Below are 12,154 nucleotides of genomic sequence, written 5' to 3'. Positions count from 1 at the left end.
CTGCTGGCAAGAGAGACAGATTTCACCGAATAGGATAGGAGAATAGTGATGGAAACAAAGGGGATGCTTTCAGGGATTTACCGAATTTCAGAGAAAGTCATGCTGATTGCTTATACAAACATTTTATGGATCCTGTTTTCACTGCTCGGCTTTGTATTTGTTGGTATCATGCCTGCAACGATAGCCATGTTCGCGGTCACTCGCAAACTGATTTTAGAAGAGGAACAGGTACCGATTTTTAGCTTGTTTTGGAATAAATATAAGGAAGAATTTGTGAAAGCTAATCTTTACGGTTACCTAATATTGATTGCCGGCACTATTTTTTTGCTGGATGTCTTGTTATTTCAATCGTTAGATGGATGGCCATTTATGCTATTATCTATCATTTCTGCCGGATTACTAATGTTATTTTTAATCGTTATCCTATATTTTATCCCACTGTTTGTCCATTATGACTTAACACTTTTGCAATATATTAAAACAGCATTTTTATTATCTATATCTCACCCAATCCAAACCATGATCATGATTTCTTCCGGTGCGGTCATCCTGTTCATCTTATTGCTGCTTCCCGGCTCATTATTTTTCTTTAGCGGAAGCTTGTATTGTTTTATTGTAATGAAAACAGCTTTGAAGGTATTTGCTCATGTAGAAGGACAAAAAGAGCTATTAGAAGGGGGGAGTCAGTATGGCGAGTATTCATTTTGATAAAAATAGCTGGATGATTGACGGGAATCGAGTTTTCATCAAGTCAGCAGCTGTTCACTATTTCCGCTTGCCCCGTGCAGAATGGGATGAACTGCTAGATAAAGTAAAAAAAGCAGGCTGTAATTGTATTGAAACCTATATTCCTTGGAATTGGCATGAAGAGACTGAAGGTGTTTGGGACTTTGCAAACGATAAAGATTTGGAAGCTTTCTTAAAGAAATGTGAACAAAGAAACCTATATGTAATTCTCCGGCCAGGGCCATACATTTGTGCGGAATGGGATTTCGGCGGACTGCCATGGTGGCTGAGTTCCAAGGAAAACATGAAATACCGCTGCTATCATGAACCATTTTTACACTATGTAGATCGGTATTTTGACGAATTAGTGCCTCGGATTCTTCCGCATTTGATCACTAATACAGGTACAGTGATCATGGTTCAAGTTGAAAATGAGTTTCAAGCACTTGGAAAACCAGATAAAAAGTATATGGAATATTTACGTGATGGACTCATTACTAGAGGGATTAATGTTCCATTAGTAACTTGTTATGGCGGTGTTGAAGGAGCCGTTGAGTTCCGGAATTTTTGGTCTCATGCAAGTGAACATGCAAAAATATTAGATGAGAGATTCGGGGGCCAGCCAAAAGGAGTTCTTGAATTTTGGATTGGCTGGTTTGAACAGTGGGGCGGATCAAAAGCAAATCAAAAAACAGCCAGTATGTTAGAAAAAGCTTTATTTGAGCTGTTAATGGAAGGTTTTACAGCGATTAATTATTATATGTTTTTCGGCGGAACGAATTTTGACCATTGGGGCGGACGTACAATTGGTGAACATACATTTATGATCACATCTTATGATTATGATGCACCCTTGACTGAGTACTTACAAGAAACACCAAAGTATAAAGTAATTAAACGAGTTCACAGCTTTATTGATTGGGTCGAACCGATATTAACAAATCCTTCTACAATGGATGTTTGTTCCCATCTGCCTGATGGTTTTCAGGGCAAAACATTACAGAATAAAGCAGGGAGCATTACGTTTCTTGCAAATTTGAAATCTGAGCGGGCGATTCAAAAGCTATACAGTGATGACCGGCATCAACTCATTATTACAGTTGAGCCGGATGGGATATTACCAATAGTCAAGAATATGAAAGCAGGAAAAATAGCTGGCAAAACAGTGAAGATTTCTGCACTAACAGCGTATTCAACAGGATTTTCAAATAATTCAGGTATTGTCTACCATGAGACTGGGCAGCAATCCTCACTAGTATTACAGGTGAAAGATCTTGATGAACTTACTATTTCTTGCCCATTCCCGCAGAGATATGAAAAACATAGCAATGGAGAATTGCACTTTACTCTATTTCACGGGTCAAAGCCGCAGGTTATTTCAATTAATGACCGGAAAAATGAGTGCTTTGAAATTCTCGTTTATGATAGAGAATCTATGGAGAAAAATAATGAAATAATCAATTCTAAAGCAGAAAAACAGATTGAGTTTCCATTATCGGATTGGTATCGAGCACCCGAAAACCCCGATTTTTCTTTGAGTAAGAAATCAGTTAAACCGTTGGACTTTAGTTCATTTGGACAATGGAGCGGTTATTTATCTTATACTGCACAATTTGAATCAGCTGAAAGCTGTCAAAAAGTATTAATTTTGCCGAGAATTGAAGATCCAGCAAGAGTTTTTCTTAACAATGAATATATCGGCCTGGTAAATGATTTAGGGGCAGCTTCGATAGAACTTCCAATTGAAAAAGGTAAAAATTCTATTCGTCTCTTGGTTCAGAACATGGGACGATATAATTTCACACAAGCTTTAGGAGAACCTAAGGGAGTAAGTGAGTCTCCTAGTCTTGATGGACAGGTTGTTGATTTATTGGACAACTGGAAAGTAGAAGGCATTGGCAAGACGCATTCCTTAAGAAATATTCCGGATATCGAAGGACGTATTTCGTTATTGCTAGAGTTTGTCAATGATCAAAGCTTTGATAAAGCCATCATCGTTGGGGAAGGACTCCATAGAATACGAGTGAATAACGGGGCGCCACTCATGCTCGCAACTAACGAAACAGCCTGGAACCGTTTTGATGCACCATATGGAGTGGCTGAGGTAAGTCATCTCTTAAATGATGGCTTTAATGAATTTGAATTTGATGGGCAGGGGCTCAAAGGAATTTCGAAATTAAAGCTTTATTTATATAAGGAAGCAAATCAGATTGAAAATTGGACAATACAAAGTGCTGCGCTTTTAAACGAGCCGAAGGACTGGCAAAAGATTGATCATATATTTACCAAGGACAAGGTTGAACCATGTTGGTATAAAACCGCCTTTTCAACGTCATTACAATCTATTGATGCTGTAAAAGTAAAAATACGTTTAGATGGGTTATCGAAAGGAACTTTTTGGGTGAATGATTTTTGTTTAGGTCGATACTGGCAAATTGGACCACAAGAAGAATATAAAATCCCTGCAAGTATTTTAAAGCAGGAAAACGAACTGATTATCTATGATGAGGAAGGCTGCTCACCGGAGCAAGTAAAAATAGAAGTGATTTAATTTGAATTCTTATCCATTTATTTAAAGGATGGCAGTTTTTAAAGAATAATAGTGCAGTATTTAAGCAGGGAGGGATTTTATGAACAAACAAGAGGTGTTAAATAGGATTACTGGATGTGGAGTGGTTGCCGTTGTCAGGGCCGATTCCGCCGGGGAGGCCTTACAAATCTCTGAAGCTTGTATAAAGGGGGGAGTTACTGGAATAGAGATCACCTTTACCACCCAAAATGCTGATGAGGTTATCAAAGCATTGGCTTCTAACTATGCTGGCCACCAAGAGATAGTGATTGGAGCGGGGACTGTTCTAGATGCAGCTACCGCGAGGATTGCCATTTTAGCCGGTGCGAAATTTATCGTAAGCCCATGCTTTGATGAGGAATCAGCCAAACTCTGCAATTTGTATCAGGTTCCATATATGCCTGGATGTATGACCATAACGGAAATGAAAAACGCGTTACAATTTGGGGCCGAAATGATTAAATTATTCCCCAGTAATACATTTGCTCCTGAGTTTATCAAGGCAATTAAACCTCCGCTTCCACAGGTAAACATTATGCCTACCGGTGGAGTCAATCTTGATAATGTGGATCAATGGATCAAAAATGGCTGTGCTGCTGTTGGAGTAGGAGGCAGCCTTGTCGCACCTGCAAAAACAGGTGATTATGGAAAAATCACCTATTATGCCAGCCAATATGTTAAAAAAGTCCAGGAAGCAAGAGAGGCTTTAAAATGAAAAAGGTCGTTACACTGGGAGAAATTTTACTGCGCTTTTCTACACAATCAGGAATACGTTTAAATCAAGCCGATATCCTTACCGTTCATTATGGCGGTGCTGAGGCCAATGTTGCAGTGTCTTTAGCGCATTTTGGCTATGAGACTTATTTTATAAGTAAAGTTCCGAATAATCCGTTGGGAGAAGCTGTAAAGAAGCATTTACAATCCAATGGCGTTCGTACTGATTTTTTACAAAAAGGCGGAGAGCGTTTAGGAACTTATTATTTGGAAACTGGGGTTGGTGAAAGAGGGCCGCAAGTCATTTACGACCGTAAGTACTCCAGTTTTTCACAGTTATCATTGGAAGAGGCTCAAATTGAAGAAATGTTAAAAGGGGCAGCACTGTTTCATGTGTCTGGAATAACCCTTGCACTATCCTCTAATTTAAGAGAACTCACTTTTCTTGCGATAAAAAAGGCAAAGGAATTGGGTGTGAAAATTAGCTTTGATTTTAATTATCGGGCAAAACTCTGGAGTCATCAAGAAGCTTCTGAGGCAATCAAACCATTGCTGCCATATGCCGATTTTTGTTTTTGCGGAGAATTGGACGCGATTCACATCCTTGGATTTGATAAGGCTGATGCTTCCATTCCCGCGGATGAAAGATTGAAATACTATTATCAAAGAATACGAGAAAAATACCCTAATATTGAATATATCTGTTCAACATTTCGGACATCCATCTCGGCTTCAAGCAATAAACTGCAAGGGAATTTGTTTGTAGCCGGAGAGCTTTATCAATCCAAAATTCACGGTATTGAGCCAATTGTTGATCGTGTTGGAGGCGGAGACGCATTTGCTGCTGGAGCTTTATCTGGCTTTTTAGAAGACCTCCCCCCGCAGGAAATGATTGCTTTTGCAACTGCAGCATCAGCCTTAAAGCACACAGTTCATGGTGATTGCAATTGCTTTACGAAAGAAGAAGTACACCAATTTCTTGTAAGTGAACAAGGAAAAATTGCTAGATAATATTTTTAATATTTTAATTATAGGCTATGTTAAAGCCCAATGATGATTTTAGCACCCTGTTGATTGGAGCGGAAGGTACGAGCTCCTCGAAAATGCTACCGCATTTCCTTACGAAGAGGTATTAATTCGGGGAAGCTTATTCAATGTCCTGCGGGCGTGCGGATCAAAGGGAGACCCCGCAGGTGCGAATGCACCGAGGAGCGTCGGACCGCCCGCGGAAAGCGAGTACCTGGAGCGGAAATCAACAGCCAAATTTAACAGAGCCTAATTATAAAAAGGAGATGGGAATAATGGAAACTCGCTATGCTACACACCCCGAAGATATTAAAAAATATACAACAGATGATTTAAGAAGGGAATTTCTGGTTGAAACACTTTTTGAATCAGGTCAAGTGCACTTGACCTATACCCATAATGATCGAATGATTTTTGGCGGTGTCACCCCTGCATATAAAGAACTAACTATAAAGCTGGATAAAGAATTGGGCGTTGAATATTTCTTAGAACGCCGCGAATTGGGAATCATTAATATTGGCGGTGAAGGTTCTGTGATTCTTGATGGAACCGAATACGATATGCAGATGCGTGACGGTTTATACGTGGGAAAAGGAACAAAGGAAGTGCTATTTCGTTCCAAGAATGCTAATAATCCGGCAAAATTTTATATTAATTCAACTCCGGCGCACCACACCTATCCAACGGTCAAAATTGATATTAACAAAATTGACCCATTACAGTTGGGCGACTCCTCTACATTAAATGAGCGGAAAATCTATCAATATGTTCACCCGAATGTTTGTCAGAGCTGTCAGCTGCAAATGGGGTTAACGATGCTTGCTCCGGGAAGTGTTTGGAATACAATGCCTTGTCATACCCACGAACGCCGTATGGAAGTTTATTTGTACTTTGATATGGAGCCAGAAACACGTGTATTCCATTTTATGGGCAAGCCAGATGAAACAAGACATTTAGTAATGAAAAATGAACAAGCAGCAATCTCTCCCAGCTGGTCAATCCACACTGGAACAGCAACAAGCAACTACACCTTTATTTGGGGAATGTGCGGCGAAAACATCACGTATAGTGACATGGATCATATTAAGATGGAAGAATTGAGATAAGAATCCTATTAAAAGGGGAGGTTATAACCGATGGGAAACGATCTTCAATCATTTTCACTGGATTTTTTTAGCCTAAAAGATAAAGTGGCCATTGTTACAGGAGGTAATTCAGGATTAGGTCAAGGGTATGCGGTAGCTCTGGCTAAAGCTGGCGCTGACATATTTATTGTAGCTCGGAACGACAATTGGGCTCAGACTAAGCAATTAATTGAAGAAACAGGGCGCAGAGCAGAGTTTTTCCAGGCGGATCTGACGAAGAGAGAAGCACTAAAAGCAGTTACAGATAAGTGCTTAGAAGTATACGGTAAGATAGATATTTTAGTAAACAATGCTGGAACCATCCGTCGCGCTCCACTCTTGGAATATAACGAAGAAGACTGGGATGCGGTCATAGAGACCAACTTGAATTCTTTATATCTATTGAGCCAGGAAGTAGCAAAAGTGATGGTTAAGCAGAAGAGCGGGAAAATCATCAATATTGCTTCGATGCTATCTTTTCAGGGAGGAAAATTTGTACCTCCGTATACAGCCAGTAAGCATGCCGTTGCGGGTCTAACCAAAGCCTTTGCAAATGAATTGGCGGAATATAATATTCAAATCAATGCCATCGCCCCTGGATATGTTGCAACCGCTAACACGGCACCTATCCGTGCGGATGAAAAGCGTAATGCAGAAATTCTATCCAGAATTCCAGCCGGCCGATGGGCGGACCCATCTGACTTAATGGGTGTTGCCGTATTCTTAGCAAGCAGAGCCTCTGATTATATGAACGGGCATATTTTAGCGATTGACGGCGGTTGGCTGGCAAGGTAAGATTAAGTTTATCCGCTTAAATAAAAGGATTTTGTTCAGTTAAAAAAGATTAAAGAAAACAACTTTTGAGAGATTTCCTAAAAGAATTTCCTGTGGATTTGGCAGAGGAATTAATAAAAATACTTCAATTTTTAGTGCGTTTAGATAAAAAGAAGAGCGTTAAAGTAAAACAACTTTAGCGCTTTTCGTGATGAGAAATAAGTCTATATACTTTTGGCCTATTATAAAGAAAGGAATAATAATGCTTATCGTTTATTGTTACATCTTTTGAAAGTCTTCACAAAGATGTAAGAACAAGCCTGCCATAGTGCTGGCTAAACCTCAGGATGCATGAATGCCTATTAAAAACATCTGTGATGTGCTCACGTGACTCCTCTACCTTCATTATATTATTTTATTAATTAATTTAATTAAGTTTCCGTGTGATATAATAACACATATGAATTAATTTTTGGAGGATTTTCTATGCAGCGCGGAACATTTCAGTTAATGAAGTCTGTTAATAAATCAATCATCTTAAATAAAATCCGTACATCTGAGCCTATATCACGGGCGCAGATTGCGAAAGAAACCAGTTTGACCCCTCCGACAGTCAGCAGCATAGTGAAGGAACTGATCGACCAGGGTTTGGTAAAGGAAAGCACGCTTGGCCATTCAAGCGGGGGACGTAAACCTACAATGCTGCATATCAATGCAGGAGCTTTTTATGTAATTGGTGTCGATGCCGGGCCCGAAAGAGTGGAATGTATACTTAGTGATTTGACAGGTGAAATTCTTCAGCGGACTTCGAGCTTGCTTGCAAAGCCGTTAACAAATGAGCAGTTCGTTTCTGCTTTAAAGGATATCATATATAAAATTTTGAATATATCCAAGACAGATCAGGAAAAAATCATTGGGATTGGCATTGCGATGCACGGGGTAGTGGATGTCGAAACAGGAACCTCACTTGTGGCGCCGATTTTGAAGTTGAAAAATATTCCTATTAAAGAAGTTTTAGAGAAAGAATTTAACTTAACTGTAAAGGTAGAAAATGATGCACGAGCTATGGCACTTGGAGAATCGCGGTTCGGGGGACATGGTGATGTCGACAGCATGGTCGCTGTCAATGTCGGGCGTGGTGTAGGTGCTGGTGTAGTGATGAACGGTAATTTATATCATGGTGCACAGGGGATTGCCGGTGAATTAGGGCATATGACCATTGATATGAACGGTGAGATATGTGAATGCGGGAACCGTGGCTGCCTCCAGACTTTAGTGAGCGGCGAGGCAATCGCAGAGCGGGCAGCAAAACAGATAAAAGGGATATCTGGAAAACTGACAGGCAAGGAAATATTTGAGATGGCTGAAAAAGGCAATGAACCATGTATCGAGCTGCTTCAGGAAACTGGCAAGATTCTCGGAATCGGTATAACAAATTTAATTCATTTGGTTAACCCGGGAAAAATCGTATTAGGCGGAGGGGTAATGAAGAGCGAAAGATTCATTAAGCCGCCTCTGCTAGAAATGATCCATCAAAAAGTATTAACAGATGAAGCAAGAGAAACGGATATATCGTTCACAAGACTGGGGGATGATGCCACATTATTAGGTGCTGTATCATTGCTGCTGGTTGAACTGTTTGATCCAGTTGCAAAAATAGGCTGAACCTTTTTTATAAAGGCTCAGCCTTTTATGTTACTTTTTTAGTACCTGAAAGGTAAAGATAGTCTGTTTCTCATAACGATCTCCGGCATTTAGCAGGATACCCGGGAAATTATCATTGTACAATGAAGCGGGTGAGCCTTGGGTTTCAAGGCAGACACCATGATGTTTACGGGATATGCTTTCTGTCAGCTGCAATCCGTTCTCAAGAGCATTTGCGGTATACATGACCAAACCTGGCTGATTTGTTTTAACTGATATCATGCGTCCGCTGTCAGGCTCTTCAATGATTGCCTGGAATTCTGAAGTATGATCAAAAAGGAAATAATGGTCATAGCCATTCCCAACAATCAGGTTCTGCTCAAAGCAGTGGTCAAATCCGGTGCGGAGAATACGGCCGCTGCGAAAATCAAATGGAGTTCCTTCCACATCAGCCAATTTTCCGGTTGGAATTAAGTCCTTGTCGAATTCAACAAACCTGCTGCTGTCAATCGTAACACGGTGATCATGGATCGTATTCTTTAAATTCCCGCTTAAATTAAAGTAAGAATGATTCGTTAACGAGATTGGAGTTGTTTGGTCAGTGGTTGCCAGGTAATCGATTATAAGCTGCTCATTGTTCAGAGTATAGATAACGGTTATGTCAAGATTGCCTGGATAACCGCCGGCCCCGTCAGCGCTTTTATAAGTAAGCTTTAAACCAGCCTCAGAATCCGTTTTAAAGGGAAAGACCTTCCAGATGATTTGGTGAAAGCCTCCCGATCCGCCATGCAGATGGTTTTCCCCGTTGTTTGCTTCAAGGTTATATGTTCTGCCATCAAGTTCAAAGGAAGCTCCTTTGATTCTGCCTGCAACACGACCAATAATGGCACCAAAATAATGGGGATTTGACTCATAATCCTGATAATCCTTATAGCCTAAGACGATATTCTCCAGCTTGCCATTTTTATCAGGGGCCATGATTTTCGTAATAATCCCGCCGAAGTCCAGTGCACTTACGCTGATGCCATGGTCATTCGAAATCGTATACTCCGTCCATTTACCAAGAATTTTATTCGTGACTATATTCATGTCATTTTCACCAATTTATTTAGAGAGTCTATTAATTTTTCAAAAGCATTTTGTCCCTTTAATACGCCTGCATCTTCCAGGCATCTGACAAACTTCTTTCCTAGTTCCGCCTGTAAAATGGATGCTGCCTGTTCCCGGTCAGCAATATCTCCATATGCCGCTTTTATCTCTAATGCCCATTGTTGATGGTACGCTTCAACGCTGTTTGGATTGCCTAAAAGATATTCCTGGATTTCAGTTAATTCCTCTTTTAACCTTGGAGGCAAAACAGCCAGACCCATGACTTCAATCAAGCCAATGTTTTCCTTTTTTATATGATGAACATCAGCATGCGGGTGGAAAATGCCCAGTGGATGTTCATCTGATGTCCGGTTGTTCCGCAGGACGAGGTCCAGTTCAAAGAGGCCATCCCGTTTCCTGGCAATTGGCGTAATGGTATTATGTGGTGTATCGCCGGTAAAGGCCAATACACCTGCCGCTTCATCCGAGTAGCCTTTCCAGGTGTGCAGAATATGATCAGCTGCGCTGGCAATTGCTTTCCTGTCAGTTCCTTTTAAACGGATGACCGACATCGGCCATTTTACAACTGATGCTTTTATTTCCGGATAGGCCTTCAGCTGAAAAGAGAATGCATCCCCAGCCCGGGTCATCGCAAATTCATAGTTCCCGCCCTGATAGTGGTCGTGGCTTAAAATCGAGCCCCCCACAATGGGAAGGTCAGCATTCGAACCAATGAAGTAATGCGGGAATTTATCCGTAAAGCTGAGTAATCTCTGGAATGTCGCCTTGTCTATTTTCATCATGCGATGCTCCTCAGACAGCAGGACAGAATGTTCATTATAATAAACATATGGCGAATACTGAAAATACCAGTTTTCTCCTTCAAGAGGGATGTTGATAATCCTATGGTTGGCACGTGCAGGGTAACCGGTTCGCCCTTTGTATCCTTCGTTCTCAACACACAATAGACACTTAGGGTAGTTCCCAGTCTGTTTCATTGCACGTTCCCGTTTAATTTGTTCAGGATCCTTTTCAGGCTTGGATAAATTAATGGTAATATCCATCTGGCCGTAAGCTGTATTGACTTTATAGGAAATATTTTTTGCAATTCTGTTCAGCTGGATATAATTATTGTTTTTACTGAGATTATAAAAGTAATCAGTAGCCGCTTTCGGTGATTCCTGATACTTCATATTGAAGATCTTGTTGACGATGGAGGGCATCGGCACAAAGCAATTCATGATATTAGCTGCTATAATTTCTTTTCCATCAAAGACATTTTCTATGACACCCTGTTCAACTGCATAAGCAGTGATTTTTTCCACGAGGTTTGGGATTGTGTCATTGACTGGCTGGATTTCTTCATCTGGAAAAACTTCCAGCCCGATTAAGCTCATTACCTGGTTCCGTATATAAATTCGGTCAGCAGGTTCAATCAGTTCAATTTCCAATGCTTTTTGAATGAGTCCTGCTATATCCTGGTAAATCATGATGACACCTCCTTCTTGTAGCCTTCTGGATGGGAAGAATGCCACTTCCATGCATCCTTGATGATTTTCGTAATGGAGGTACGAGCTGGCCTCCAGCCTAATACTTGTTTTGCTTTCTCCGAGCTTGCTATTAAAATGCCTGGATCACCAGCCCTGCGGGGGCCGATTTCAGCCGGAATCTCTTTGCCGGTTATGCTTCTTGCTGTTTCGATCATTTCCTTTACCGAAAATCCCTGGCTGCTGCCAAGGTTGAAGATGTTGCTTTTTCCGTCTTTTCTTAAATAGTTTAATGCCAGGAGATGGGCATCGATCAGATCTTCAACATGGATATAATCCCGGATACAAGTGCCATCAGGAGTGTCATAATCCTCGCCGAAAATGGTGATATGCGTTCTTTGGCCTAAAGCTGTCTGCAGGATGATTGGGATAAGATGAGTTTCAGGGCAATGGTCTTCCCCGATTTCTGCAGTTTCCCTTGCCCCAGCCACATTGAAATAACGGAGTGAGACGTAATTAATCCCATAGGCATGCTCAGTCCACTTCATTAATTTTTCCATTGTGAGCTTCGTTTCGCCGTAAGCATTGGTCGGGTTTGTTGGGGCTGTCTCAGTAATCGGGACGGTTTCAGGCTCGCCATATGCTGCGGCAGTCGAAGAGAAGACAATTTTATTCACATTGTGTTCAACCATTACTTTAAGCAAGACCTGTGTCCCATACACATTGTTATCAAAATACTTGATTGGGTTTTCCATTGACTCGCCGACAAGTGAATTGGCGGCAAAGTGGATGACGGCATCAATCGCCTCTTTTTCAAAGACAGAGCGAAGGAAGTCGATGTTCCGTATATCCCCTTTATAAAATTTCGCATCAGTATGAATGGCTTCCATGTGGCCAGTTTCAAGATTATCAATGATGACAACCCTTTCATTTTGGTCAATTAATTGATAGACAGCGTGTGAACCAATATAACCCGCCCCGCCTAAAACTAATACACTCAT

General features: G+C 40.9%; 10 protein-coding genes. 7 read left to right on the top strand and 3 right to left on the bottom strand.

From position 1 onward, the window contains the following. Positions 1 to 48: 48 nt before the first annotated feature. The 7 genes from L634_RS0103760 (at position 49) to L634_RS0103730 (ending at position 8,598) form a co-directional block, all read left to right on the top strand. Positions 49 to 708 (top strand): YesL family protein, encoded by a 660-nt coding sequence (locus L634_RS0103760; protein WP_026581293.1) that lies wholly within the window; start codon positions 49 to 51, stop codon positions 706 to 708. After that, a complete protein-coding gene (locus L634_RS0103755; protein ID WP_026581292.1) occupies positions 689 to 3,277 on the top strand; it encodes a beta-galactosidase in 2,589 nt (862 codons plus the stop codon). The genes L634_RS0103760 and L634_RS0103755 overlap by 20 nt, the downstream gene beginning before the upstream one ends. A 79-nt stretch (positions 3,278 to 3,356) precedes the next feature. Then, a complete protein-coding gene (locus tag L634_RS0103750; protein WP_026581291.1) occupies positions 3,357 to 4,010 on the top strand; it encodes a bifunctional 4-hydroxy-2-oxoglutarate aldolase/2-dehydro-3-deoxy-phosphogluconate aldolase in 654 nt (217 codons plus the stop codon). Next, a complete protein-coding gene (locus L634_RS0103745) occupies positions 4,007 to 5,020 on the top strand; it encodes a sugar kinase (RefSeq protein WP_026581290.1) in 1,014 nt (337 codons plus the stop codon). The genes L634_RS0103750 and L634_RS0103745 overlap by 4 nt, the downstream gene beginning before the upstream one ends. A 290-nt stretch (positions 5,021 to 5,310) precedes the next feature. Next, positions 5,311 to 6,141 carry a 5-dehydro-4-deoxy-D-glucuronate isomerase gene (kduI, locus tag L634_RS0103740; protein ID WP_026581289.1) on the top strand — a complete coding sequence of 277 codons (831 nt, stop codon included), beginning with the start codon at positions 5,311 to 5,313 and terminating at the stop codon, positions 6,139 to 6,141. Positions 6,142 to 6,171: 30 nt separating this feature from the next. Further along, a complete protein-coding gene (kduD, locus tag L634_RS0103735; RefSeq protein ID WP_026581288.1) occupies positions 6,172 to 6,954 on the top strand; it encodes a 2-dehydro-3-deoxy-D-gluconate 5-dehydrogenase KduD in 783 nt (260 codons plus the stop codon). Positions 6,955 to 7,419: 465 nt separating this feature from the next. Continuing rightward, positions 7,420 to 8,598, top strand: a complete 1,179-nt coding sequence (locus tag L634_RS0103730; protein WP_026581287.1) for an ROK family transcriptional regulator — start codon at positions 7,420 to 7,422, stop codon at positions 8,596 to 8,598. Between the two features lie 30 nt (positions 8,599 to 8,628). Here the strand turns inward: L634_RS0103730 and L634_RS0103725 are convergent, their stop codons facing one another. The 3 genes from L634_RS0103725 to galE are packed head-to-tail and all read right to left on the bottom strand — an operon-like array spanning position 8,629 to position 12,154. Beyond that, the gene (locus L634_RS0103725) at positions 8,629 to 9,666 is read right to left on the bottom strand and encodes an aldose epimerase family protein (protein WP_026581286.1); all 1,038 of its coding nucleotides are present in this window, start codon (positions 9,664 to 9,666) and stop codon (positions 8,629 to 8,631) included. Then, entirely contained in the window at positions 9,663 to 11,156 is a 1,494-nt protein-coding gene (gene galT, locus L634_RS0103720; protein WP_026581285.1) for a UDP-glucose--hexose-1-phosphate uridylyltransferase, read from the bottom strand. The genes L634_RS0103725 and galT overlap by 4 nt, the downstream gene beginning before the upstream one ends. Continuing rightward, positions 11,153 to 12,154, bottom strand: coding sequence for a UDP-glucose 4-epimerase GalE (galE, locus tag L634_RS0103715; protein ID WP_026581284.1), 1,002 nt, complete (start codon positions 12,152 to 12,154; stop codon positions 11,153 to 11,155). The genes galT and galE overlap by 4 nt, the downstream gene beginning before the upstream one ends.

The organism is Bacillus sp. J33 (assembly GCF_000518885.1).
GTDB lineage: Bacteria > Bacillota > Bacilli > Bacillales > Cytobacillaceae > Cytobacillus.
The sequence above is the reverse complement of the archived record's forward strand: the minus strand, read 5'-3'. Positions and strand labels throughout refer to the sequence as shown.

What these genes read in the sequence shown, in the direction of transcription:
- kduD (WP_026581288.1), top strand. Translation starts at nt 6,172, where the DNA reads ATGGGAAACGATCTTCAATCATTTTCACTGGATTTTTTTAGCCTAAAA.
- kduI (WP_026581289.1), top strand. Translation starts at nt 5,311, where the DNA reads ATGGAAACTCGCTATGCTACACACCCCGAAGATATTAAAAAATATACA.
- L634_RS0103760 (WP_026581293.1), top strand. Translation starts at nt 49, where the DNA reads ATGGAAACAAAGGGGATGCTTTCAGGGATTTACCGAATTTCAGAGAAA.
- L634_RS0103745 (WP_026581290.1), top strand. Translation starts at nt 4,007, where the DNA reads ATGAAAAAGGTCGTTACACTGGGAGAAATTTTACTGCGCTTTTCTACA.
- L634_RS0103730 (WP_026581287.1), top strand. Translation starts at nt 7,420, where the DNA reads ATGCAGCGCGGAACATTTCAGTTAATGAAGTCTGTTAATAAATCAATC.
- L634_RS0103725 (WP_026581286.1), bottom strand. Translation starts at nt 9,666, where the DNA reads ATGAATATAGTCACGAATAAAATTCTTGGTAAATGGACGGAGTATACG.
- galT (WP_026581285.1), bottom strand. Translation starts at nt 11,156, where the DNA reads ATGATTTACCAGGATATAGCAGGACTCATTCAAAAAGCATTGGAAATT.
- L634_RS0103755 (WP_026581292.1), top strand. Translation starts at nt 689, where the DNA reads ATGGCGAGTATTCATTTTGATAAAAATAGCTGGATGATTGACGGGAAT.
- L634_RS0103750 (WP_026581291.1), top strand. Translation starts at nt 3,357, where the DNA reads ATGAACAAACAAGAGGTGTTAAATAGGATTACTGGATGTGGAGTGGTT.
- galE (WP_026581284.1), bottom strand. Translation starts at nt 12,154, where the DNA reads ATGAGTGTATTAGTTTTAGGCGGGGCGGGTTATATTGGTTCACACGCT.